This window comes from Paenibacillus sp. FSL L8-0502, from assembly GCF_038593055.1.
Classification (GTDB): domain Bacteria; phylum Bacillota; class Bacilli; order Paenibacillales; family Paenibacillaceae; genus Paenibacillus; species Paenibacillus polymyxa_D.
Genome location: NZ_CP151958.1, coordinates 4,721,634 through 4,747,441 on the forward strand (window position 1 = coordinate 4,721,634; position 25,808 = coordinate 4,747,441).

Below are 25,808 nucleotides of genomic sequence, written 5' to 3' on the forward strand. Positions count from 1 at the left end.
TTCGGGCTTCATTGACGTCACAACCTGAGGCTACTTCGCTTTCAGGCTTGCTTCATCAAATTGGAACTGAACTGTATACCAGTGATCATACGGCACTCCGCCAAGAACCAAGCCAGGCACAATAACGTGTGTGTAAGCACTGATTTTCTGGGACAAGTCCCCTACCTCGAATTGAACGACACGTGTATCGCCGGATGTCGAGATCACTTCTACATCTTTCAGGGTACCGTTTTGCTCCACTTGTAGAGTTGGCATCCAAGAGCTATTTTTCAAAGTCACTTGGATATAGCGCTTGTCTCCCTTTTCAATCAGTGTGGCTGGCTTGTCGAGATAACCGTCCATAACGGAAGCTTCACTCGTTTTGTCTTTAAATACGTTGTAATTAATCGTGTATTGCTTCTCGGAAGCCATTTGAACCGGTTGCTCAACTACTGGTTTGGTTTCAGCTACAGATGCAGTTGTTTCTGCTGCCTTGTCCGTAGAAGCTACTATCGGTTCAGTAGGGGTTACGGTTGTAGCTGTATTGACTCCCTCACCTTTAAGCGATGCACGGTCAAATTGAATCTGTCCGCCGAATTTCTCATTTAGAATGTATTTCTCAGGCAGATATACCTGTGTGTACACACTTAACTTCTTATCCAGATCAGGTACTTCGAACGCAATCGTGTGCGTGTCACCTTTAGTGTCCGAACCCATAATCGTCGGATTGGCATAACGACCTTCAAAATCTGTTTGGAATAGCTTCAAAGCCTGGTTGTTCGTAACGGTTACATGAGCCTGAACCTTACCGTTTTTCACAATCAACTTCGCTAGACTCTGTACAAAAGGAGCCACTAGAGAATCCTTATCCGTTCCGTTCGCCAGCACACGGAAGTTCGCAGTGTACTCTCCATCGGCCAAGTTATTTTTCCCCTGTTCTACTTCGTCTGTTTTGGTTTCGTTGTGATAAGATACATTACTGGTATCGAATTTAAATTCAAAATCATATACCTTTTCTACTCGATCCTCTGCCTTGAAAACCATCGGAGCGCTACTTGCCACTTTAGGAGCTTCATAGACAACCAGTTGGCCTTTTACATTGTTCTTAAAGTCACTTACGCTAAAACGAACGTGCTTCGTATTGCTTGCTGCATCTTCCTGGGTCACTTCTGCATCTCGGTAGTCCCCGCTTGCGTTGTCCCAAATGCGCAGCGCCTTCACTTCATTGCTGTTTTGCAGCTTCAGACCTACAAACCGTTTGTCGCCTTCCACGACCAATTGCGCCGGTTCGTCAGTGATGAAGCGTTGAGCCTGTGAATCTGCTGCTGTTGAGCCATCTGACAAAACAATACTGAATTTCAAAGCATATTTACCATTGGCAAGCTTGTCAAAATCCAGTTTAATCATGGGATCAGCCGCCCCTGAAGAGGTAGGCTCAACAAAGCTTCGAATGGTAGCAGGCTCGAATTGGAACTGCACATCATACACGTGATCATATGGGATGCCACTCAAATCCAATCCAGGTACGATGACATGCGTGTTCACTGTCACTTTATCCGACAGATTTGGCACTTCAAATTGTACTGTTCTTGTATTTGCGGAGCTCGATTGATCGACAACCTGAGCCTCTGCACCATTTACTTTGAACGTTTTGATCCAGCTGCTCTTGTCCATTTTGATCTGAATGATATTTTTACCAGACTGTTTTAACAGTGTGGCTGGCTTTTGCATATATCCATCCATCACAGATATTTCATTGCTTCCGTTTTTGAGTACGGAGAAATCAATGCTGTATCTGCCATTTTCAACTGGGGTTGTGGTTCCGTTATCCGGTCCTTTAGCTGTAATGCTACTGCGGTCAAATTGCAGACGAAGCTTATGATCCATCTCATAAACCCCACCTGGATAGGTCGTGCTCACATGTACCTGTGCATTCAGAATAGCGTCCAAATCCGCCACTTTGAATTTCACAACACGTGTATTAGCATTCCTGTCCTCACTAACGATATCTGCATCCGTAAGTGTCCCGCTTTGTTCTGTTTTAAACTCTGTCACGGTGGTGCTGTCTTTGATGGTAAAGGAGGCTTCATACTTGCCTTTTGATACCGTCAGTGTGGCCGGAGACAATAAATATTGCGCCATGGCCGATTTTTGATCTTTGATTGCGTGCAGCGCATCGAAGTTGATTGAATACGTTCCATCAGCTAAATTCTTTCCGGGCGTGCCTGGTGTGCCTGGCGTCCCAGGATCAACCGGGGTTGTTACCGCTCCTAATTGAAGATCGACATCATAGGTTTCTACATAGTTCAGCTCAGGCCAGTTGATGCTTACCCATGCATTCAGTTTGGCAGGCACTTCCTTAACCTCAAATTCGATAACACGTGTATTCGCCGTTTGATCTTCACTTACTACGGTCGTGTTGGTCAATACTCCATTTTGTTCTACTTTAAAGCCGTCAATTTGTTTGCTGTTTTTCAAAGTGAACTGTACATATTTCTTGCCTTTACGTTCAACCAGAGTACCCGGTTTTTCTGTATATCCATCCATCATGGACTTTTCACTTGAACCGTCTTTTAACAGCGTGAAGTCCAGATTTGACGTTACTGGAGTTGAACCGTTGTCCGTTCCCGAGATACTGTTTTTATCGAACTGAAGACGAAGTTTATGGTCCATCTCATAAACCCCACCTGGATAGGTCGTGCTCACATGTACCTGCGCATTCAAAATCGCGTCCAAATCCGCTACTTTGAATTTCACAATACGTGTATTGGCGGTCTTGTCCACACTTACAATATCTGCATCCGTCAACGTTCCATTTTGTTCAGTTTTGAATTCCGTCACTGTAGTGCTGTCTTTAATGGTGAAGGAAACTTCTTTTTGTCCCTTCGCTACCGTCAAAGTTGCCGGAGACAACAGATACTGTGCCATGGCTGATGGCTGATCTTTTGTGGCGTGCAGGGTATTAAAATTAATAGAATACGTTCCATCCGCCAAATCTGATGGGGCGGGTGCAGAAGACATCTGAAGATCTACATTATAAGTATGCACGTAGCCCAGCTCAGGCCAGTTGATGCTCACCCATGCGTTGAGCTTGGCAGGCAGTTCTTTCACTTCAAACTCGATCACTCGTGTATTCGCAGTTTGATCTTCACTTACAACAGAAGTGTCGGTTAACACCCCATTTTGCTCTACCTTAAAACCATCAATCTGTTTGCTGTTCTTTAATGTGAACTGGGCATATTGTTTACCTCCACGCTCAATTAGTGAGCCTGGTTTCTCCGTATACCCATCCATCATAGACTTTTCATTGGTTCCATCTTTCAAAAGGGTAAAGTCCAAATCAGAAAGTTTTTCTCCTGCATTAGGAGGCGTCACCGGTGGTGTTACAGGTGGAACCGTTGGATTCTCCGTTGAGTTTTTAAGTCTCAAGCTGGAAGGATCAAACTCAATCCATTCCTTCACTGAACGATCTGGATCGGTATCTACATACCACGGAGAACTGCTATTAAATCCAAACTCCGTATTTACATTTTGATGAAAATCATAAACATCGAAGCTTACAGTCCCGGAAGCTTTCCCAGAATCCACCTCTATTTTTGCGGGAACTGTTTCCCCGTTTTGTTCTACTAAAAATTTCGATAGCCCTTGAGTTTCCGCAAACTTAAATGAAAAATGGTATTTTCCATCCTTAATGATCAAATCTCCAGGATAGGTATAGTTTGTTTTGAAACTCGAATCTCTGGTGTTACCGCTGACTGTCTTTCTTAAAGGTTTGTAATCAATCAGGTATTCTCCATCTGCATAGGTCGCATCTGTGGTAGTTACAGCATTGGTAGGCTCAGCATATGTGCTAGGTACTTCTACCGGCATCTCATAAGTAGCATAAGTAGCACTAGTGACTGTAGTGCTTGAATCGGGCAAATTTTGGGAAGTGGAATCAACTTCAGGGGTTGCTCCTACGTATGGTGAAAATAAAGAAAACAACATTAGAATAGCAGCGAATGTCGTAATGTATTTGTTAAATCGGCTTTTCAAGGTGATGTATCCCCCTACTTAAAATATACTCATTTGGGGCATTGAAAGTAAGCTCCAAATGAGTATTCAATTCAAAATTATATTTTCAAAAAGAAGCCTTAGATATCGCTGTCGTCGAATTGGAATTGAACAACATAGTCGTGATCGTACGGAATACCACCAGTGTATTCTGCAGGCACACTTACATGCAGTTTAACGTTCAATTTTTGAGACGGGCTAGTTACAGGGAATTCGACTATTCTTGTATCCCCTGATGTGCTTACCACAGTCGCATTCACATACTGACCGTTTTGTTGAGTTTTGAATTCAGTAACCCATGCACTCTTGGTAATAGCTACTCTCACTTTATATTGACCATTCGTAACAATCAGTGTGGCTGGTTTTTTCACATAACCATTTGTATCCATGTAAGATGGCTGAGTGGTTCCATCTTTATAAACGGTATAAGGCAATTGATACGTTCCATTAGGCAAAGCCGCATTCGCCTTATTGGCAGAAAATGGAGCCAGTACCACAAAAACAAGCGCTGCCATCAGTACAGTAAGCATTACTTTTTTCAAAGACAATTTTTCCATACGATTCATAATCATGTTCATGTTCTTAATCTCCTTTACGTTTTATTTTTGGATTATATTTCGTCGAATTGCAGTTGTACATCATACTTGCCTGTGTAGCCGATTACTGGGATTGTGATTTCAGCGTAAGCATTCACTTTTGCATTCAGATCAGCAACCTCGAATTCCACTACACGAGTGTTGCTAGCAGTATCTGTGCTCACTACAGTCGCATCTTGCAGTACGCCATTTTGCTCTACTTTGAACGTTGTAATCAGATTGCTGCTTTTCACAGTCAGACGAACGACATTTTTGCCGTTAGCTACCGTAACCTGAGCAGGCTTCGTCAGGTAGCTATCCAATCGAGAAGTCTCATTGGTTTGATCCTTCAGAACGGTGTAGTCTACGTTGTACGTGCCGTCGGCTGCTGCCGCTTTAGCTGAGAATGGAGCAACAAGTGCAAAAACAAGCGCTGTCATGATCAATGCTACGAATACCTTCTTAAAAGAAAATTGCTCAAAGCGATTCATTACCATATTCATATCTACACACACTCCTCCATTTTTTATGCTTGAATTTGTGTTGATTTTATGAACGATAGAGATGGCTTGAATTTACTTCTTGGAAGATTTAGTTGATTTTGCTGACTGGACGGCTGCTACTTTTTTGACACTTTTGGAATCAAAAGCGAAACGGATCGTATAGTCATGATCGTAGTTATACGCAGGGACAGTAACATGGATTTTAGAGATTAGCGGGCTGTTCACACTCGTAATTGGAAATTGTACGGTGCGGGTATCGGTTTTGGCATCCTTATGGATGACCTTGGTATCGATGATTTTGCCTTTGTAATCTACTTTAAACCCAGTTGTCCATTCGCTATGATTCAGCTTAATTTGCATGGTCATTTGACCTTTTTTCACATACAACTTAGCTGGTTTTTCAAAATAATCATTAGCCATGGACACCGAGTCATTTTCTGCCTTGAGGATATTGTATTTGAGCGTGTATGTACCATCCGCCAATTTTGGAGAAGCCGCAGCGGCTCCTACAGATGACGAAGTTGGCCAAAAGCTCAGCACACTCACCAGCAGAAACACAGCAATAATTGCAGAATACCCCTTCTTCATTTTGACAGCAGTCCCTCCCCACGAGAATAAACTAATTGATTATCATTCTCAATTGGTAATTTAAAAAAAATAGCTCTTTTCGAGCTTGTCTCCCCACCTCTCTATTCCATAATTTCGCAAAATAAAGTAAACCCATCACCAATATATCTTACACTTTTCAAAAATGTCAATATGTATTTGCGTGTACGAAATCCCTTGATATATGCTATTTTTTAAGAAAAATTTGTAGTTCCTTCTTCTTTAATTCGAATATATCCCTTTTATTTTTAGTTCAAAATTTATTTAAAAATTTTGTTTTTTTAATTGACATTGCCCAGTGATATTCATTATCATTCTCTTATATATAATTGAAAATGATTATCATTATTGTTTAACTCGAAAATTGCAGGAGGAATAACATGAAATCTTATATGTTGTGGTCGTCCGCAGTGCTTTTATTGGCAGTTACCGGATGTAGTAATGGTGCCCCGACCACAGATCATAAACCAACCAGTGCCTCCGTATCTGCCACTTCTGGCACGACAAGCAGTGCAGCCATCCAAGTTACTGATTTTTCAAAACGGACGTTGGCGTTTCAAAAGGTTCCTCAACATATCGTTGCGCTCAGCAATGGCGATCTGGATATTATATACGCATTGGGCGGGACAGCCGTAGGAAGACCCAACTCCAATGGACCTGTCGTCGTACCTGCTGCTGAGAACGTTCAGCAAATAGGCTCCACTCATGAAGTAGATTTGGAGAAAATTACGATGCTCAAACCGGATGTCGTGCTAGGCAATTATCCTATGAATGAAAAAGACATTCCAGCCATTGAAGGAGTAGGTTCACAGCTGCTGCTGACTAGTGCCAATTCAGTTCAGGATATCCAGACACAAATTACACTGTTCGGACAATTACTACAAAAGCAAGCCGGGGCCGTAAAGCTGAACCAGCAAATTGACCAACAAGTAACCAAGCTACAAAAGGAAACCGCTTCTGCCTCCAAACCGAAGGTGTTGCTCGTCTACGGAGCCCCGGCTACGTACATGGCGGCACTGCCGAATTCACTGAGTGGAAACATTCTGGAAGCTGCGGGTGGCTCTAACATCGCCGCTGATTTTCCGGGCCTGCAAAATTTCCCGCAATATGCGCAGCTGAACACAGAACGCATCATACAGGCTGACCCTGACTACATCTTCATCATGACTCATGGCAATACAGAAGATGTTAAAGCTGCATTTATAAAGGAAATGCAGGAAAATGCAGCTTGGAACGGAATCCGAGCAGTCAAAAACAATCAGGTCGAGGTTTTACCTTCAGATCTGTTCGGTACGAATCCGGGCACACGGGTCACTAAAGCGCTGGATTTGATGCATCAAAAGCTGTATCCGGCGAAATAGGCGATGGCGATGAACAAACTACAGCGCGCCAGAAGACGCACCATCGCCTGGATTACCCTTCCGATTCTACTGCTGGCCGTCTCTGTGTACGGTCTAGCCTACGGTTCGGTGTCGATTCCACTTCAAGAAATCAATCATGTTTTGCTACATAATGATGAATCTACATATCGCACGATCCTGATGGATCTCCGGCTACCCAGAGTATTAGTAGGTTTACTGGTAGGAGCTTGTCTTGCAGCTTCCGGAGCACTTCTTCAAGGTGTCATGAAAAATCCATTGGCTGACCCTGGCATTATTGGTGTATCGGCTGGAGGTGGACTTGCCGCCGTCATTACGATGGTGATGCTTCCCCAGCTCAGTTACCTTCTTCCGATAACCGCCTTTTTGGGAGCCTTTCTGAGCGCAATCGTCATTTATCTGCTGGCTTGGGACCGAGGGGCGTCGCCTGTCAAAATTGTGCTGGCTGGCGTTGCGATCAATGCGCTGCTGGGCGCACTCACCAACGGCGTAATGGTCATGTTCAGCGACCGCGTACAGGCCGTTCTTCCTTGGCTATCCGGCGGATTAAACGGAAGAAGCTGGCATCATCTGGAGTTCATGGCGCCTTACGCCATCATTGGATTAATCGCCTCTTTCTTTGCGATTAAACCTGCTAATTTACTGCTACTGGGCGACGATTCAGCACAGCTGCTGGGCCAGCGAGTAGAGCTTCAACGTATGCTCATTATCCTGCTTTCGGCCCTGCTGGCCGGTACAGCAGTCAGTGTAGCCGGGTTGATCGGCTTTGTAGGACTGGTCGTTCCCCATGTCATACGGCTGCTAATCGGGGAAGATTATCGTTTCCTCCTTCCCCTTTCCATTGTGGGCGGCGGAACGCTGGTTGTTCTCGCAGATACGGTGGCGCGATCCTGGTTTGACCCGATTGAACTGCCTGTAGGTATTTTGCTGGCCGTCATTGGGGCACCGTTCTTCTTAATCTTACTCAAGAAACGGGGGAATTTCGGATGACAGCCATTCAGGGTGAGCATATCTCCTTACAACGTGGGTATTTCAAGCTGGTCGATGTGAATATCACCTTGCCTGCTGGTCAGCTCACCGCGATCGTCGGGCCGAACGGTTCAGGCAAATCCACGCTTTTGCGGATTATGACCCGGTTGCTCAAGCAGGATCAGGGTCAGGTTTCCGTATTGGGCAAGCCCGTGCAGGAATACAAGCGGCGTGATTTTGCCCAGACGATTACAATGCTACCGCAAATGAAGGATATGCTGCCGTTATTGACGGTCCGCGAGCTGGTCGCTTACGGAAGATCTCCTCATGCCAAGGGCTTGAAGGTACGCTATACCGGACAGGACCAGCAAATCGTGGACCATGTCATGAAGATCACGGGTATCCAGCCCTATGCGGATCGGATGTTCCATACTCTATCGGGAGGTGAACAACAAAAAGCGCGAATTGCAATGGCCTTGGCCCAACAAACGGGTATTCTTTTGCTCGATGAACCGACCACTTTTCTGGATATCGCCCACCAATTTGAAGTTATGGATATGCTGCGGCGTATCAATCACGAGTCCGGCTTGACGATTGTTATGGTACTACATGATTTGCAGCAAGCTGCGGCCTATTGTCATCATATGATTGCGCTTAAAAAGGGACGAATCGCCGTTGTCGGCGAACCCCATGAGATTTTGACGTCTGCTTTTCTTCGCGACATTTATGAAATGAACGCTACCATCAAATTTGAGGATGGCTATCCGGTTATTATACCGACCATACCACATCATTCAGGAGGAATTTAATATGGTTATCGTAACAAATACATCTAAAATCACACCGGGCAATGCACATCTACTCATCGAAAGATTTAACAAAGAAGGAAAAGTTGAAAAAATGGAAGGCTTTCTCGGTCTGGAAGTGCTGCTGACTGAAAACACGGAGGATTATGAGGAAGTAACGATCAGTACACGATGGAAAGAAAAAGAGAACTTCCAAGGCTGGACGAAAAGCGAAGCTTTCCGCGAATCCCATAGCCATCGTCAAATTCCGGACTATATTATTGAAAATAAAATCACGTTCTATGAAGTTAAAATCGTTCGTCATCCCATCGCCAACAGCGATTCCTCTTTGGCAAGTGATTCCGAAGCAGTTTAACCCTGCATTATAGCTAAAAACCAAAAAAGGCGGCTCGGCAGGCAAAGTTAATTGTCCGCCGAGCCGCTTTGTTTATCAGGATTTTGCAAAATCCTCTTATATAAGGATGATGTCGAATCTCTCAGATTGTAGTTGAACAGCGACGTCCAATTTTCAGCGTCTCTCCGTGCCCTAGAACATGAATGCGTTCCTTCGCAATACCCATACGCTCACGCTCCGCTTCGAGACGATCCAGCGCCTCTCTTGGCGTATCATCCGCTAGTTTGAAGGCTCCGTAGTGCATCGGAATCATCTGATCTGCGCCGCAATCTACAAACCCTTGCAATGCCTCCTCCGGTGTCACGTGCTGCGAGGTCATGAACCATTCCGGTTCATACGCGCCAATCGGCATAAAGGTCAGGTCAATGGCAAAGCGCTCGCCAATCTCCTTAAACCCACGAAAATATCCAGTGTCTCCCACAAAATACAACGTCGGTGTATGCTCTGAATCTGTATTCGAATGAGGATGAGATTCCGTGACGGACGTGGCAGAGCCAATCACCTGCTGTTCACTTTGCAGAACGTATCCACCCCAATGCGAAGTGTTCGTATCAAACGGCGTGCGTCGTGTCCAATGCTGGGCTGGAACAAATGTAAATCGTACCCCTCCTACCGTAAAATGCTCCCACCATTGCAGCTCATGACAGTTACGAAAACCTTTGCGGATCATTTTTGCCTTTAACCCTGTGGGTACAAGCATCAGCGTATTTGCACGATATAATTTCCGTAAGGATTCTAAATGTAAATGATCATAGTGTGAATGAGACAGCAGAATGATGTCTAGTGGTGGTACATCCTGGATGCGAATGCCGGGCGGGGCCAACCTTTTATCAAAAGCCATACGCTCTGCCCACACCGGATCGGTGACGATATTCAGCCCAAGATACTGGATGAAAAAGGTGGAATGCCCCACCCAGGTGGCTGTCGCCATCTCCCGATTGCTATGCAGAAACTCCAGCTCCGGGGGATGGTTTGGCACAACGAACGTATAATCCTTTATTTTGCTGCGTCGCTCTTGCCGCCATTGTCTGAATTGCTTGATGGTTTTATCGGTATTTACATGATCCATATTGTTAAAACGAACTTTGGGCATGATGCAGCTCCCTCCCTGATGAACCCGTTCTCCAAAAAACGCAGCGGTTCAATTTAACTATATATTGTCATTCGAGTGTGAACATAAAATGATGCAATATCCTGATCTATGTAAAGTATAATTCAATCACGTCTGTAAAGGAAATTCTGCGATAATACAGCAAAAACAGACCTCCCGGATCAATCAGGAAGGCCTGTTCCACCTGTTGTTGTCAGTCTTGTGGATTTTTAAAGCGTGCCGAATAAATAAACAAAAACACAATCGCCACGACGATAATGATAGGTGACTCATACATAATCGTAAAATGCTCGAAAGCAGCCACTCTAACTCATCCTTTCTTCCCTTCATGTCCGCGCACATATTTTGCATCGAACAGAAACAATCTTAATATCAGGATCAGCGAAGGGATCAGCACCAGCAGACCCGCAACAAACGCCGTAATCAACGCATACGCCATCGTAGAATTTGTAAAGCTGTCGTAGACATTAATGTAGGGATACAGAACATACGGGAGATGCGAGCGGCCGTAGCCATACCAGGCAAATGCAAATTGCAGCATCACCAATATGAACGAAACCCCTAGATGCCGCCGCTGCCATACCAGATAAACTGCTCCCGCAAAGCATATGAAGGATGCGACAAACATCCAGGCTATGTTCAGCATATTGGTAAAATGATCTGGATTTTGTTTGTTAATCTGAAAAAATGCGAGCAGACTCGCAACAATCGTTGGACCGCTCCAAAGCAGTGCATATCCTCGTACGATTTCAAAAGCGACCTTGTCTCCTGCCCTTTTGGCATAATAGGCCAAAAACATCGCCGAGATATACAGTACGCTTACCAACGCCAGAAAAATAACCGCCCACGTGTAGGGATTGCTTAATAGCTGCCCCCATTGCAGGTGCACACCTGTACTGTTCTCCACAATAATGCCGCCTTCCGATATAGCGAGGACCGTCGACAGTGCCGCCGGAATCAGTAACCCTGTCGCACCGTACAACGCCATGTAGACGATATTATTGGTGCCGGAATGCCCATACGTATTGTATGCATAATACACTCCCCGGATGGCGAGAAGTACAATCGCAATACTGCCGGGAACGAGTAACGCCGTACCATAGTAATATGCCGCATCCGGGAAGAACCCGTTTAATCCCACCACAAAAAAGATGAGAAATACGTTTGTTACCTCCCACACCGGGGATAGATACCGTTGAATAATATTGTGGATTTTGTTCTGGTGGCCTGTTAACACACTGTAAAAGCTGAAAAACCCTGCACCAAAATCAATAGATGCTATAAGCAAATATCCGAACAGGAACGTCCACAAAATGGCGATGCCTACAATTTCATAGCTCACTTACCATCAGCCCCTTCCAGGCCGAGCTGTCTTATCTCTTCCACCGCATCCTTATTGCGAAATAGCTTGCTGAGTACCTTAATGGCCGAGAAGCACAACACCAGATACAAAATAACAAACAACACCAGCATCCACCCAACACTCGTAGAAGTGGTTGCTGCTTCGGACACCTTCATATATCCGCGTAAAATCCACGGCTGTCTACCGACCTCCGCGAACATCCATCCGAGCTCAATAGCTACCATCGCCATCGGCCCCACCAGAATGAGCGCCAACAGCAGCCATCTGGGGTATGGTTTGCGACCTGGCAAACGCTTGCGGATCAGATACAACAGCGGAATGACGAGAATCAGCACCCCTGTGGTGATTTTGAGGTCAAACATATAATGGATAGACAGGGGCGGACGCTCATCTACGGGATAATCATTTAATCCCTTGACCTCCGTACTGGGCAGGTTCCCGGCCAACACACTAAGTGCATAAGGCACTTTCAGGGCATATTTGATTTCACCGTTCTTATCCATGTATCCGCCATATACGAAGGGCGCGTGCGTCATCGTATCAAAATGCCATTCGGCGGCGGCCAGCTTCTCCGGCTGATATTTGGCCAGAAATTTACCGGATGCATCTCCAATCATCACTGTACTGATGGCAAACACAATGGTACAGGTGGCAGTGAGCTTCAGCGCCTTTTTAAAATAAGCGTGATTACGTCCCCGCAGCATACTGTAAGCAGCCAGTCCCATCAGCACCCCAGCGCTCAATGTATACGAGGAAGCCAGTACATGAGAAACTTTGGTCGGCGTAGCCGGATTTAGCATGGCCTCGATGGGATGAATATTTGTCATGACTCCATTTTTGAGTGTAAAGCCTTGAGGTTGGTTCATGAACGAGTTCACAGTCGTAATAAAAACCGCTGATGCAGATGAGGCAATCGCTACCGGGATGAGCAGCATCAGGTGAAAATATTTGCTTTTAAACCGATCCCAAGTATACAAATAGATGCCCAGGAATATAGCTTCGATGAAAAAAGCAAACGTCTCCAAAAACAGAGGCAGTGCAATCGCTTGTCCAGCCACCCGCATAAAGGTGGGCCAAAGCAAGCTGAGCTGCAAACCAATGGCGGTACCTGTAACGACACCCACGGCAACGGTAATGACAAACCCTCGCGCCCACCGTCGGGCCAGCAGGGTATAATGCGGATCACCAGTTCGCAGCCCGCGCCATTCTGCTAGTGCAATCATTAAGGGTACGCCGACGCCGATAGATGCAAATACGATATGAACAAACAGGGTAATTCCGGTCAGCATCCGGCTTAGTAATACAGGGTCCAGTGAAGACAAATGGGTTTCACTCCTTCATTTCACATTTTAAACATCGCGGATCACTCTGGATTACCAACTAAGGAGTCAAGCGAGCTATGCTTTTAATTACGGCATATAGCATAATGGCCGCAATTACTATACATACAATAATGAGCGTTCTTTCCTGCTTGCGGAACATAGGAACGCCTCCTTCACTTATCTATTGGCGCATTTTGGTAACCTATTCACAGTTTGGTTCATTCTGTCGAGTTTTAACCCTGCTTCTGCATTGAATGTAGCAGTATTTCTTTTTAGATATTGTTTTATGCATTTCAATACGCTATATTGATATATAGTTAGATAACCTAATTATATGAAAAGAGTGAATGTATGCCACCAAAACAAAGTATGCGGGACACCGTCCAGCAACCTCTTCCCCGTCTGGGTCCAGAACCTTATCTGGAGCTAATGGATCAAACTGCTCTTGCAGAAACGAATCGACAACTCGCCCGTATTGGTCTCTTCTTGCTATGGACGGGTGATAATACGCTCGACGCAATAGATTTGGATCTAGCTGCTTATGGCCTGACAGAGAGTAAGCTAGATTTATTGTTGCTGTTGACACTACACCAATCCCAGGCTCAGATGAGCCCTTCAATGATTGCCGACCGTCTGGGAATTCGTCGTGCATCTGTTACATCTCTCCTAGACTGGACAGAGCAACGAGGCTGGATTATCAGAGAACATAATTCCTCAGATCGACGCAAAATTCATGTGCGCATTACAGAAGGGGGATCTCATCTTGTACAGCAAGTGCTTCCTGTATTTTGGTCTTCCTGTGCTTCTCTAGCGAGTATTTTGGAGCCTGAGGAGCAGGTCGTTTTTTCGCGGATTATAGAAAAAATCCATCATCATATGGAAAACAGATTGGGGGTGGGCAGATAAATTTTTTTTAAACATATAATTAGGTTACCTAATATATTTAATTTCGTGTATTACCAAGCCACTTATTTTATGATCAAGGAGTGTTCAATTGATGAGTAAATTACGAACCAATCATACCGTTATACAGAAAGAAAATGTGGCTCTCCCTTATGCATGGATGACTGTAATCCTATGCTGGTCAGCGGTTGCCGTTATGTCCAGCCTGTATGTGACGATCCCTTTGGTCCCTCTTTTTGCTAAAGTGTTTGGAAAAACGCTTGCCGAAGCAGCCCTACCGGGCAGTATCTTTTCCTTAGGCTTTGCGGCGGGATGTCTTGTTTATGGTGGATTGTCTGACCGCTTTGGACGAAAGCAGGTTATCGTCATCGGACTGCTCGCATTAACGATTATTTCGTTATCCATCAGCTTAACCAGTCAATATTCTGTATTAGTTACACTGCGCTTGCTTCAAGGTTTGGCTGCAGCCACCTTTTCCCCCGTTGCTCTCGCATACGCCGTCGATATGTTTCCGGCCGAAAAACGGGTAACAGCTATCGGCTTTATCAGCACCGGTTTTCTAGTAGCGGGTATTGCTGGTCAGGTATTTAGTATTGTCATTAGCGAACAAATGGGGTGGAATACGGTATTTCGGATGCTAGGCATTTTGTATGCAATTACCTTCCTAATCGTCCTTTTTTCCCTACCTAACCCCCCCTCCCCTCAACGAGGTGTTCGCATTTGGGCAGCTTTCAGTCAGTTGGAGACCGTTCTGCGCTCGTATCCTTTATGGTTAAGCTACACGGTTGCTTTTGTTCTCCTGATGTCCTTTGTGAGCATGTATACGGTTTTGGGTAGCTATCTTGGCGGCCCTGAATTTGGCCTGAATAGCCGACAGATGCTTTATGTCAGATCCGCTGGTATCATCGGCATGCTCCTTTCACCATTCGCCGGAAAGCTAGCCCAGAAATACGGTGTGCACCTTATATTACGTACAGCTCTTATTCTTTCCATTCTGAGTTTGGCGCTGATGGGAATGACACACTCTCTTATGACTATCGTGGTGTTGAGTGTATGCTTTGTCAGCGGCATTGCCCTGAGTGTTCCTTCACTCATAGCAATCGTCGGCCAGCTCGGCGGTGCAGCGAGAGCTATAGCTGTCTCACTATATACCTTCATCCTGTTTGCCGGTACAAGTCTAGCTCCTATGCTCTCCATTCGTTTGATGGGGAATGGCGGCAATCAGATGACTACATTTATGCTGCTGGCGGCAGTTCTGTCTGTGGGATTTATCGCCTCCCTGCTCATTCGCAGCCACCAGAACGATCCGCTGAAGCGGAATGCATAAACAGCATCAAACTATAAACCGAACTTAAAAGATACCTATAGTGCCACTGCGCATTCGGATGGTGCTTCCCATCGCCCCCAGATTTCTAGAATAAAGCCTATGATTAGGGTAGAAATCCGGGGACAAAAGCGACCGCTACGCTTGTACAGCACCATTCCGCCTACTCCGTTTCATGTTAATTTTTCGAGTTCGGCTTATATAGCATCCTGTTTTTATTAAAAAAACCTCCATATTCATCAGACATGTTTACCTGAATTAGTGTGAGATATGTCATTGTGTTTTCCTCGGAAACGCCAACTTCTCTTTGGAGAGATTCGCAGAATGAGTTACAATACAGATAAGATATATATGGAGAACTTTTGAACAGGAGGCTGTACTGAGCTATGAAAATAACATCTATCGAGCCAACTCCCAGTCCGAACACCATGATGCTGCATCTGGATGAGCGACTGGAAGCGGGTATCCGCAGAACATATACACGGGACAATGAGCGTTCCGCTCCCCCATTTATCCGGCGCATGTTGGGCATTGAAGGGGTCAAAAGCGTGTTTCACACGACAGATTTTGTAGCCCTTGACCGCAAAGGGAATGCAGATTGGTCTACCATTCTGGGTCAAGTCCGAGATCAGCTAGGCGAGGAAGGCGCTGACGCCAATTGGGATTTGCCAGAGGAAACCTCTGGAGAAGCGTTTGGCGAGGCACAGGTTTTTGTGCAATTTTTTCGCGGCCTTCCTATGCAAATTCGAGTCAAGGCAGGGCAGCAGGAGGAACGAATCTCCTTGTCCGACCGCTTTGTGCAAGCCGTTACCCGTGTAGCGAGCGCAACGCTGATTAAGGAACGCAAGCTGAGTGATTACGGCGTCCGCTATGGTGAACTGCCGGACATTGCACGTGAGGTTGAGCAGGAACTGGAGGCAGCCTTTCCACAAGAGCGGCTGGAGCAGATTATCCAACAAGCGATTGCCCACGGCGCAAACAACAGCGAATTCGTGGAGGAACGCCGCGAGTGGAGCGATGCCGAGCTGGAGCAGGCCCTGCAACACGAGGATTGGCGTACACGCTACGCTGCGCTGGATCGGCTGGAACCGACGCCCGAGCATTTGCCGCTTATCCGACAAGCGCTGCATGACGACAAAATGCAGCTGCGGCGACTGGGCGTCGTCTATCTGGGCGATATTCGCTCACCGGAGGCGATGGAACTGCTAGCCGAGGCGCTGCGCGATCCTTCAGCGGCAGTACGCCGCACCGCAGGCGACACGTTGTCGGACATCGGCGATCCGGTCGCTACCAGTGCAATGATCGGAGCCCTGTCGGATAGCAGCAAGTTGGTGCGCTGGCGGGCGGCACGTTTTTTATACGAGGTGGGAACCGAGGATGCGCGTGATGCGTTGGAGAAGGCGGTCGATGATCCCGAATTCGAGGTCAGTCTACAGGCTAAAATGGCGCTGGAACGCATCGAATCAGGCGAACAAGCCGCGGGCACAGTTTGGCAGCAGATGGCCAAGCGGAACTCTTAATTTAAGATTCTACGAGTGATTTTCAAAAAATTGTCGATTGTCAGAAGATGTACAGGTACGATATACTGTAATTCGCTATACAATAAAATATCATGTCATACACCTCATCAACCCTGTTTTATGATGAGGTAGAGGTCGCGGATGTAATCGGTACACCGGAGGAGACGATAAGAGCCGTCTGAGATTCCAGTGGAAAGGTACACCCGCCGAAGTATGCGGAGCTGACTCTTTGTAAATACTCCGAATGCTGGGGCTGCTAACCGAAAGGAGCAGAACTGTCACACGCTGTCCTAACACAGACACGTGTGTTGAGCTATCTTGTTATAGAAGAAGGTATGGTGCGGAATGCATAGACAAAACCGCAGGCGTATTCCCTGCGGTTTTTTGATTTATATACTCCCCCTCCTTCTAGCTCTTGCCCTGACATGAAATACAATTTCATGAAGGAGTGTTTGAACGTGCAACACAGAGCAACATCTGACGGAACCTTGCGTAAAAGTCTCAAAGCCCGCCATATGACGATGATCGCCCTCGGCGGTTCTATCGGAACAGGTCTGTTCCTCGCCAGTGGAGGCGCAGTTGCCGAAGCTGGACCCGGTGGTGCCCTGCTGGCTTATGCAGCAGTTGGCCTCATGGTCTACTTCCTTATGACCAGCCTCGGTGAGTTGGCTACATTTATGCCTGAATCCGGCTCTTTTAACACCTATGCAGGTCGCTTCGTCGATCCGGCTTTTGGTTTCGCCATGGGCTGGAACTTCTGGTACAACTGGGCGGTGACGATTGCTGCCGAATTGGCAGCAGCGACCGTGCTGATCAAATACTGGTTCCCGGAAAGTCACTCTGCCTGGTGGAGTCTGTTATTCCTGGCCGTAATCTTCGCACTGAACGCGTTGACCGTCAAAGGCTACGGTGAGTCTGAATACTGGTTCGCCATGATTAAAATTGTGACTGTGGTCATCTTTTTGACTGTAGGTGTGCTGATGATCTTCGGCATTATGGGTGGTCCTGCGGTCGGCTTTGCCAACTTCACGGTAGGAGACGCCCCGTTCCATGGTGGATTCTTTGCTGTACTGGGCGTATTCATGGCAGCGGGCTTTTCCTTTCAGGGAACGGAGCTGATTGGGGTAGCCGCTGGAGAGAGCGAAAATCCGCGTGAAAATGTGCCGCGCGCCATCCGTCAAATCTTTTGGCGCATCTTGTTCTTTTATATTCTCGCAATTCTCGTGATTGGATTGATCATTCCGTACACCAATCCGAATCTGCTGCGGGGAGATATCAGTGATATCGGGGTCAGCCCGTTCACGCTCGTATTTGAAAAAGCAGGGCTTGCGATTGCTGCCTCTGTTATGAACGCCGTTATTTTGACTTCCGTATTGTCGGCAGGTAACTCGGGTATGTACGCGGCCACTCGGGTACTGTACGCTTTGGCACGAGAAGGTAAAGCCCCGCGTTTCCTCGGACGTATCAATAGACGCGGCATTCCTATGAACGCGCTGCTGATCACGACCGCTGTCGGTATGCTAGCCTTTCTCGCCTCCCTGTATGGAGACGGTGTAGTCTATAACTGGCTGCTGAATGCTTCTGGAATGTGCGGATTTATTACGTGGGTCGGAATTGCAGTCAGCCATTATCGTTTCCGCCGTGCCTTTAATGCACAGGGTCACAGTCTGAGTGAGCTTCCATACAAAGCCCGTTGGTTCCCATTTGGCCCGTTGTTCGCCTTCGCTCTGTGTATCATTGTCATTATCGGGCAAGGGGCGGATGCCTTCACCGGACAGGAGATTGACTGGAAAACGATGATCGCTACGTACATGAGTGTGCCGCTATTCCTTCTGCTGTGGCTCGGCTACAAATGGACCAAACGTACTAAAATCGTGCCATTAAAAGAATGTGATTTGAGCCCGGATGCTTCTTCGGATAAATAATAGAAGACATTAAAAAAAGCCCGTCTCCACATATCAGGGAGAACGCGCTGGTAAACCTGGTCCAAGACTGTTTATCCGCATGTTCACCTGTATATGCCCGGAGACGGGCCTTTTCTTTTTCTTTTTCTGTTTATTTGGAAGAAGCAGCTACTTCAGCTGATAAAGACATAGATAAGGCACGACGACTAAAAATACCGTATATGACAGCAATCAGCGTCAACCCTGCTGAAAACAAGTACAAATTAACGATACCCAAATGATCTGCAATCCAGCCCATTAAAAGCAGCGAAATACAAAACGTTAGGCTTGTCAGCGTAGCCTGGGCGGACAGCACCTTAGGCAAATCATGTACAGACACACTCATTTGCATCATCGTACGGCGGGATACGACGGACATTTCCGCAGGTAGTCCCATCAACAGCACGATAAGCAGCGTTAGTGGCGGTAATGTGTTCAGTGCATACCAAGCTGTCAGCAGCCCATAACCTGCCATCCCCGCCAACATGGCGGGCAGCAGTCTGCGCTGCAAATACTTGACGCAGGCGAGGACCACGATACCGCCGCCAATCGCTCCTGCAAAATACGCTGCATTGATGTATCCCCACCATGCCTCACTTTTGTGCAAGACCTGCTGAGCGAAAGCAAGCGTGAACGCGCCTACCCAAACCGAACCCCCTAGAAGGTCAATCATATCCATAAAAATAAGAGCTTTCAGTCTGCGACTGGCTCCGATGAGGCTCCAGCCTTCACGAAGTATTTCCTTTTTACGCTTGGGAGGTAGTGTGGGGCTCTCAGATTCCGGGCCATATAGTGTATCTTCCAACTGTGCAGGAGGCAAGTCATGATGCCCTTGCCCGGGTTCAGTTAGAGCTTCGAAAACTGAGACATCTCCACCTCGCACCCTTGTTCCAGGTTGCAGCAAATAATGAGCTTTGCCCTCTAGTGGATCTCGAATCAGGCTGGTGAAGATCATGGCTATCATATATAATCCGCCAGCAACCAGTAGTGTTTTTTCCGAACCTAGCATGGCTACGAGCACACCACTAAGCCCCCACCCCGCTAATTGCACCGTCTGATCGCTGACCGATACCAGACTGTTTGCCCGCATAAGTCCTTCCCCGGACGCAAGGCGAGGAATCAGCGCATTACGCGCAGGCGTAGTCCATCCGTCCAGAAAGGACATGGCTGCCACCAACGTAAACACAATCACCCATATCGGCTCCGTGCCTGCTGACCACAAGTGGCCCAGCAGAACAGCAAAGAAAGCCAGTTGCCCGAACTGAGAAACGAATAAAATAAAAGGAAGCTGGAATCGGGCCAAAATGAGCGGTGCTAAAAAGCCGCTGATCATCTGTGCCCCCATTCGCAGCAACGGAACGAGCACCGAAGAGAAGATGGAGTCTGTTTCATGAAAAACCAAAGACACAAGTGCCATAATATAAAGAATGTCGGCCGCATTGGACATGGTCTGCGTGCCAAGCAAATAGGTAAAGGAACGCCTGTGCATATAAATAAAATACTCCTTTGTTAATGTAGCTTTTTACAGCAGATGATTAGGTCCATTTCAGGGTTACCCGAAGATTGCCGGTACTTCCAAGGTCCGTAATCTGATAAGAAATGGATTTTAAGCCGAGTTGATATAAGGACTGTAAATCCTCCTTGAGACTTCGCTCTGTTCCCTGATAGGCGAAGGTAAGCGTCGTCCCTCCCTTATTTACAATCTTACGCACCTGTTCCTTGATGTCGGCGGATGATTTAACCAGACCCTTACCATCTTGCAGCGGATATTCGAGGGTATTGTACAGTTTTTGATACACAGCAGCCTTTAATCCTCCGGCAGCTACCAGTGCTGATAAGGTTTCCCGATACGATGTATTCGCCTGAGGATACGGTTTCACCCATGAGTGATCCCGCCGCATTTCGGTATCCGTCAGCAGATAATATGAAGTGCTTACTTCGTTCGCGCGATCTGGGGTTGGATCATCCCATGTCGTATCCATGTGATACCATCGACCATCTAATAAAACAAGATTCCATGCATGCAGCTGTCCCCCTGCTCTACCTTCCACAATCCGATTCGTAATGCCTGCACGTTCCAGCATTTTATAGGCTAGCAGTGAATAACCCTGGCAGACCGTGCTTCCCGTTTTCAGGCCATCGTAGGCTGTGTACTTTTGCTGTGCTTCATCATACTTCAGGCGAACGACGATCCAATCATGGATGGCCTTCACCTTCTCATGATCCGTCATTCCCTTCGTAATAATATCCCCCAGCACCGCTTTAACTGTGCTATCCACATAAGCTGTCTGTTCCTTCGTCTCCCGGTAGCTTAAGCGAATCGTAACCTGAGCGGAGGTCGTTGTGCCTGTATAGCTGAATGCGTAGCTTTTGATCGTATAATTCACATACGGATCGCTCTCCATGGCCTGTTGGATGGCCGTCTGTAATTGCTGTTTGAGACCGTTCACTCGCCCTTGATATGTAAAGGTCAGCGTTTCACTCCGCGTAGCCATTGCCTGTAAAAGCTTGTTCTGAAGCTGCTGCGATGATACCGATGGAGCCGGCTTGATCGACGCCGCATACACATTGCTGCCCCACTCCACAGCCTGCGGCAGCAACACAGCCAGCGCTGCACCCGCAACCAGACATTTTACAAGCCTAACCCCGATTTTTCTGTTCATACAGAGCGTTCCTGCCCTTCTTAGCATAGTTATAAACAGCTCTATCTTACCATAAAAACAGTTGCCCCAAACGCTCTAGTTTTGTCGGTTGCAGACGAGTAATGGGACAGTTAAAAAGACAGGTTGCGACACACATACTCGGCGATATAACAGATGGGAGCAAGGGGCAAACATGTCGTTCGCAGCGAATTTTATCACAGCAATCTAAGTATCCTCATGATATGGTACTGGCATCGGAAGTAAATGATATTGATTCTCATTCTAGATCAGAAAGGCTGAACACCATGCCAGAATGTATTTCACTTCTTCGTACGCCACTAGGTCAGACTGTGCGTTTGCAATCCCTTGACCCTCTTCATCCCTCATTGCGCCGCCGCTTGACAGACATGGGCATCAACGAAGGTTCCATCATACGCTTAAAAAAAATCAGTTTATTGGGCGGCCCGATCGTCATTGAATGCAACGGCCAACTGGTCGGCCTCCGTCAAAATCAAGTGAAACAACTGGAGGTCGTTCCGACATGGACATGATCGCTCTATTTGGCAATCCCAATACAGGAAAAACCTCATTATTCAACAAGCTGACTCGTACGTATGCAGAAGTAGGGAACTGGTCCGGCGTCACCGTGGAAAAGAAAACAGGGCTCCTGCGTGACAAGTCTGCCGTATTGGTGGATTTGCCAGGTGCCTACTCTTTACTCCCTCTTTCGCTGGATGAAGGTGTTGCAACCCGATATTTGCTGGAAGAGCCGCCTGCGGCCCTGATCAATATCGTGGATGCCTCCCAGCTCCAGCGTAATCTGTATCTGACCGTACAACTACTGGAATATGGCCGTCCCCTTGTACTTGGCTTAAACATGACTGACGTAGCTGATGCCACGGGTCTTCGCGTAAACAAGGAATTGTTGGCTGAACAATTGAACGTTCCCATCATTCCTATGGTGGCACGCACAGGTAGTGGAAGTAAGCAAATGCTCGCATCTCTTCGAGAAGTAAGACATGCATCCAATACTTTTCAACTGGATTACGGCCCAGCCGTCGAAGCGGCTATTCATGATATTTGCAACTTACTGCCGAATGCATCTGTACCGCAACTCCGATGGGCCGCACTGCAATGTCTGGAAAACAATCCTGTCGTCATGGAATGGATGACAGATGAGGTGCAGCGTGAACAAGTAACTGCGCGTATTCGCCGTTGCGAAGAAGAGCTGCTCAGTGAAGGCTGTGCCATCACGCCTGCTCAGCATATTCGTTCTGTACGAACAGCATGGATTGCTGATCTGTGTACCAAGGCACTCGACACCTCCAAGCTCAAGCCGCACAGCCTAACGGATAGGCTAGATGCACTATTAACTCACCGGTATCTGGGGATTCCGATCTTTTTGCTGCTGATGTACGCTACCTTCAAGTTCACCTTCGATTGGGCGGGTACGATCCTTTCAGATATGCTGGATGGATTTTTTTCAGGTGCACTCAGCAGTTGGATTTCTGAATTACTCGTTCACTTGAACGCGTCTGCCTTTACGCAAAGTCTAGTCGTGGACGGCATCGTGGCTGGAGTCGGGGGTGTGCTTGTTTTTCTGCCTCAAATTGCTATTTTATTTCTGATTATCTCGGTGATCGAAGACTCCGGGTATATGGCACGGGTCACGATACTCATGGATCGTCTGATGCAAGCCGTGGGCTTGAACGGGAAAAGCTTCATTCCCTTCATCATCGGATTTGGCTGCAATGTCCCTGCGATTATGGCAGCACGCACCATTGAACAGCCCAGAGAGCGTCTCATTACCACGTTGCTGGTGCCCTTTATGTCGTGTTCGGCCCGCCTGCCGGTATATGCGTTGTTTGCGGGTGTGTTTTTCCCAACACATGCGGCAAGCATCATCATGCTGATGTATGTGTTAGGAATCCTCGTTTCACTTATACTTGCCAAAATTTTTTCCAAAGTATCCATTTTGTCGGGTGAGCCCTCCCTCTTCATCGTGGAACTTCCTCCCTATCGAGTGCCGCAGGCTCTTACACTATTCCGCAGCACATGGGAGAAGGTTAAAGGCTTCGTCCGTAAAGCCGGAACCATTATTCTTGCAGGTTCCGTTGGCATCTGGCTCTTGTCCAATTTCGGTCCGCAGGGCTTCGGGGTAGAAATGGATGACAGCCTGCTTGCCACCGTTGGAGGTTGGTTCGCTCCATTACTAGCCCCTCTCGGTTTTGGCACCTGGCAAGCAGGGGCTTCCCTGCTCACAGGCTTTATGGCCAAGGAAGTTGTCGTATCAACGATGAATATTATTTACCACGTTCCTGATATGCAGGGACTTGAACTACAAGTCAGACATGCCTTTACACCGCTTGCCTCTCTTAGCTTTATGGTGTTCATTCTGTTGTATGTTCCGTGTCTGGCTACGGTAGCGGTCATTCGTAAAGAAACCCTTTCGTGGCGTTGGACCGCATTTTCTGTGATCTATCCTTTGGCCGTTGCATATATCATTGCCGTCTTGATCTATCAATGCGGCAGATTATTAGGTTGGGGTTAAAGTCAGGCCCTATAGTAAATAAAAGGAAGTGAATTCCATGATCAATATCATCATTTTATTGGCGATCCTCGGTTATAGTGCGTGGGTGCTGGTACGATTTTTGCGAAAAAGCCGTCAAGGCGCCTGTGCGGGGTGTTCGTCGAGCAAGTCATGTCCGGGTTGTGCAGCCAGCTCTATGCATGAAGATTATGCGAAAATCAAGAAAAGTATTTAATTCCAACTGATCATCACATGAAAAGCGGCTTCGGGGGTTTCTTACACCCGAAGCCGCTTCTTATTTACGCTTAAAGCTCACCGTATTCAGCGATACACTGCCAAATGCTCATTTAGCTCTCGCGTGTGCAAGTAAACTTCACGATACAGCTCGTATAGACCTTCATACTGTGCCACACGGTCCGGGTTCGGCGAATATCTCGCTGCTTCATGCAGAAATGCTTCAGCACACGCTTGCAGAGATTCAAACCAGCCACTACCATAAGCAGCCAGCATGGCCGCCCCCAAGGCAGGTCCCTGCTCGCTTTCCAGCTTGATGATATCCGCGTTAAAAATATCTGCCTGCATTTGCAGCCATGCCTCATTACGCGCACCGCCGCCGATGGAAATCACTTCATTCACCGTTTTGCCCGTCCCTCTAAGAATATCTATAGATTCCTTGAGCGAAAACGTTATTCCTTCCAGTACCGCTCGTGTAAAATGCGCAAGCTTATGTCCCGCATCCATCCCGATAAAGCTGCCTCGAATGGTTGCATCCGGATGAGGTGTACGTTCGCCAACGATATAAGGCGTGAACAGCAGCCCTTGGCTGCCCGGCTCAATAGAATTCACATCTGCCAATAGTGCATCAAAAGAATGCTCTGGTGCAAAGGTATCCTTAAACCAAGTCAAGCTGTATCCGGCCGCGAGCGTAACCCCCATAATATAATAAGCATCCTGCTCACTATGATTAAAAAAATGCGCCCGCCCCTGCACATCAATATCCTTGCGTTCCTCATAAGAAAGTACAACCCCTGAGGTGCCGATGCTGCATAGGGTGCGGCCTTCACTCAAAATGCCGGCACCAATCGCGCCACATGCGTTGTCCGCACCACCTGCAAAGACCTTCGTTTCAGGCGAAAGCCCGATCTGCTTCGCAATCTCCGGCAAGAGCGTACCCGTCTGATCAAAGGATTCCACCAGCGGCGGGAACAGCGACAACGGTAGATCAAACGCGGCAGCGATCTCTTCGCTCCACTGCTTGTTCGCAATATCCAGCAGCAGCGTGCCCGCCGCATCCGAATACTCCGTCGCCAGCTCTCCTGTCAGACAGTAGCGCACATAATCCTTGGGTAGCATAAAATGTGCCGCACGGGCCAGCACGTCTGGCTCATGCTCCTGCACCCACAGCAGCTTGGGCAGCGTGAAGCCTTCCAGCGCGCGATTACGTGCGATATTCAGCAGGTCCGACCCGAGCTGTTCTTCAATACGACGGCATTGTGCTGTCGTACGCGTGTCATTCCACAGAATAGCCGGACGAAGCACTTGGCCTTCCTTGTCAGTCAGCACAAGCCCGTGCATCTGTCCCGAAAAGCTAATACCGTCTACGGCATCTGTGCCGCCGATTCCGGCCTTCTCCACAAGCTGTTTCAGTGATGCTAACGTGCCACTGACCCAGTCCTCAGGATGCTGTTCGCTATATCCTGCCTTCGGCTGATGGAGTGGATAAGACTGGGAGGTTTCATAAGCCACCTGACCCTTGAGGTTAACCAGCACCGTTTTGACCGCGCTGGTACCCAAATCTACGCCGATGACATAGCGTTCCTGCTCCTGATTTAGCTTCTCCTGCATCGGAGTTCCTCCTTCCCTGTTATCGTGTATTCCTTATTTTA

Annotated in this window: 21 protein-coding genes and 1 riboswitch; of the genes, 11 read left to right on the forward strand and 10 right to left on the reverse strand. The window is 47.4% G+C overall.

Annotated elements, in window-relative coordinates:
* Positions 1–30: 30 nt before the first annotated feature.
* The 4 genes from NSQ57_RS20780 to isdC all read right to left on the reverse strand — a co-directional run bounded on the left by NSQ57_RS20780 (position 31) and on the right by isdC (position 5,698).
* On the reverse strand, positions 31–4,014 hold the full coding sequence (locus NSQ57_RS20780) for an NEAT domain-containing protein (protein ID WP_342425232.1): 3,984 nt from the start codon (positions 4,012–4,014) through the stop codon (positions 31–33).
* 98 nt (positions 4,015–4,112) lie between these two features.
* Positions 4,113–4,610, reverse strand: a complete 498-nt coding sequence (locus NSQ57_RS20785; protein WP_039273678.1) for an NEAT domain-containing protein — start codon at positions 4,608–4,610, stop codon at positions 4,113–4,115.
* A 32-nt stretch (positions 4,611–4,642) separates the two neighbouring features.
* Positions 4,643–5,110 carry an NEAT domain-containing protein gene (locus NSQ57_RS20790; protein ID WP_029519187.1) on the reverse strand — a complete coding sequence of 156 codons (468 nt, stop codon included), beginning with the start codon at positions 5,108–5,110 and terminating at the stop codon, positions 4,643–4,645.
* Positions 5,111–5,182: 72 nt separating this feature from the next.
* The gene (gene isdC / locus NSQ57_RS20795; protein ID WP_069012154.1) at positions 5,183–5,698 is read right to left on the reverse strand and encodes a heme uptake protein IsdC; all 516 of its coding nucleotides are present in this window, start codon (positions 5,696–5,698) and stop codon (positions 5,183–5,185) included.
* Between the two features lie 398 nt (positions 5,699–6,096).
* Between isdC and NSQ57_RS20800 the strand changes: the two genes are divergently transcribed.
* From NSQ57_RS20800 to isdG, 4 genes are read left to right on the forward strand one after another with little or no spacing between them, the layout of a single operon-like run.
* A complete protein-coding gene (locus tag NSQ57_RS20800) occupies positions 6,097–7,077 on the forward strand; it encodes an ABC transporter substrate-binding protein (protein ID WP_069012155.1) in 981 nt (326 codons plus the stop codon).
* Between the two features lie 9 nt (positions 7,078–7,086).
* Positions 7,087–8,085, forward strand: a complete 999-nt coding sequence (locus tag NSQ57_RS20805; protein ID WP_176715747.1) for an iron ABC transporter permease — start codon at positions 7,087–7,089, stop codon at positions 8,083–8,085.
* A complete protein-coding gene (locus NSQ57_RS20810; RefSeq protein ID WP_069012157.1) occupies positions 8,082–8,873 on the forward strand; it encodes an ABC transporter ATP-binding protein in 792 nt (263 codons plus the stop codon). Before NSQ57_RS20805 ends, NSQ57_RS20810 begins: the two co-directional genes overlap by 4 nt.
* Before the next feature lies 1 nt (position 8,874).
* Positions 8,875–9,225, forward strand: a complete 351-nt coding sequence (gene isdG / locus NSQ57_RS20815) for a heme oxygenase (protein WP_029519194.1) — start codon at positions 8,875–8,877, stop codon at positions 9,223–9,225.
* Positions 9,226–9,346: 121 nt separating this feature from the next.
* Here the strand turns inward: isdG and NSQ57_RS20820 are convergent, their stop codons facing one another.
* The 3 genes from NSQ57_RS20820 to NSQ57_RS20830 all read right to left on the reverse strand — a co-directional run bounded on the left by NSQ57_RS20820 (position 9,347) and on the right by NSQ57_RS20830 (position 13,060).
* A complete protein-coding gene (locus NSQ57_RS20820) occupies positions 9,347–10,357 on the reverse strand; it encodes an MBL fold metallo-hydrolase (RefSeq protein WP_165149426.1) in 1,011 nt (336 codons plus the stop codon).
* Positions 10,358–10,685: 328 nt separating this feature from the next.
* On the reverse strand, positions 10,686–11,717 hold the full coding sequence (locus NSQ57_RS20825) for a cytochrome d ubiquinol oxidase subunit II (protein WP_029519198.1): 1,032 nt from the start codon (positions 11,715–11,717) through the stop codon (positions 10,686–10,688).
* Entirely contained in the window at positions 11,714–13,060 is a 1,347-nt protein-coding gene (locus NSQ57_RS20830; RefSeq protein WP_069012158.1) for a cytochrome ubiquinol oxidase subunit I, read from the reverse strand. The genes NSQ57_RS20825 and NSQ57_RS20830 overlap by 4 nt, the downstream gene beginning before the upstream one ends.
* 351 nt (positions 13,061–13,411) lie before the next feature.
* On the opposite strand from NSQ57_RS20830, the gene NSQ57_RS20835 reads away from it, so the two are divergent.
* The 4 genes from NSQ57_RS20835 (at position 13,412) to NSQ57_RS20850 (ending at position 18,732) form a co-directional block, all read left to right on the forward strand.
* The gene (locus NSQ57_RS20835) at positions 13,412–13,966 is read left to right on the forward strand and encodes a MarR family transcriptional regulator (RefSeq protein ID WP_029519201.1); all 555 of its coding nucleotides are present in this window, start codon (positions 13,412–13,414) and stop codon (positions 13,964–13,966) included.
* Positions 13,967–14,057: 91 nt separating this feature from the next.
* Positions 14,058–15,290: an MFS transporter gene (locus NSQ57_RS20840; protein WP_342425233.1), complete on the forward strand. Its 1,233-nt coding sequence runs from the start codon at positions 14,058–14,060 to the stop codon at positions 15,288–15,290.
* A gap of 383 nt (positions 15,291–15,673) precedes the next feature.
* Positions 15,674–16,807, forward strand: coding sequence for a virulence factor (locus NSQ57_RS20845; protein ID WP_342425234.1), 1,134 nt, complete (start codon positions 15,674–15,676; stop codon positions 16,805–16,807).
* 121 nt (positions 16,808–16,928) lie between these two features.
* A riboswitch (Lysine riboswitch) is annotated at positions 16,929–17,131 on the forward strand.
* Between the two features lie 134 nt (positions 17,132–17,265).
* Positions 17,266–18,732, forward strand: a complete 1,467-nt coding sequence (locus NSQ57_RS20850; RefSeq protein ID WP_029519205.1) for an amino acid permease — start codon at positions 17,266–17,268, stop codon at positions 18,730–18,732.
* A gap of 130 nt (positions 18,733–18,862) precedes the next feature.
* Here NSQ57_RS20850 and NSQ57_RS20855 read toward each other — a convergent pair whose 3' ends face one another.
* Positions 18,863–20,239 (reverse strand): MFS transporter, encoded by a 1,377-nt coding sequence (locus NSQ57_RS20855; protein WP_029519207.1) that lies wholly within the window; start codon positions 20,237–20,239, stop codon positions 18,863–18,865.
* A 46-nt stretch (positions 20,240–20,285) separates the two neighbouring features.
* Positions 20,286–21,413: a transglutaminase domain-containing protein gene (locus NSQ57_RS20860; protein WP_069012161.1), complete on the reverse strand. Its 1,128-nt coding sequence runs from the start codon at positions 21,411–21,413 to the stop codon at positions 20,286–20,288.
* 101 nt (positions 21,414–21,514) lie between these two features.
* Between NSQ57_RS20860 and NSQ57_RS20865 the strand changes: the two genes are divergently transcribed.
* The 3 genes from NSQ57_RS20865 to NSQ57_RS20875 are packed head-to-tail and all read left to right on the forward strand — an operon-like array spanning position 21,515 to position 24,157.
* The gene (locus NSQ57_RS20865) at positions 21,515–21,943 is read left to right on the forward strand and encodes a FeoA family protein (RefSeq protein WP_239645267.1); all 429 of its coding nucleotides are present in this window, start codon (positions 21,515–21,517) and stop codon (positions 21,941–21,943) included.
* On the forward strand, positions 21,934–23,943 hold the full coding sequence (feoB, locus tag NSQ57_RS20870; RefSeq protein WP_342425235.1) for a ferrous iron transport protein B: 2,010 nt from the start codon (positions 21,934–21,936) through the stop codon (positions 23,941–23,943). Before NSQ57_RS20865 ends, feoB begins: the two co-directional genes overlap by 10 nt.
* A gap of 37 nt (positions 23,944–23,980) precedes the next feature.
* The gene (locus NSQ57_RS20875) at positions 23,981–24,157 is read left to right on the forward strand and encodes a FeoB-associated Cys-rich membrane protein (protein ID WP_080658679.1); all 177 of its coding nucleotides are present in this window, start codon (positions 23,981–23,983) and stop codon (positions 24,155–24,157) included.
* An 86-nt stretch (positions 24,158–24,243) separates the two neighbouring features.
* Here NSQ57_RS20875 and xylB read toward each other — a convergent pair whose 3' ends face one another.
* Positions 24,244–25,767 (reverse strand): xylulokinase, encoded by a 1,524-nt coding sequence (gene xylB, locus NSQ57_RS20880; protein WP_029519213.1) that lies wholly within the window; start codon positions 25,765–25,767, stop codon positions 24,244–24,246.
* Positions 25,768–25,808 lie beyond the last annotated feature (41 nt).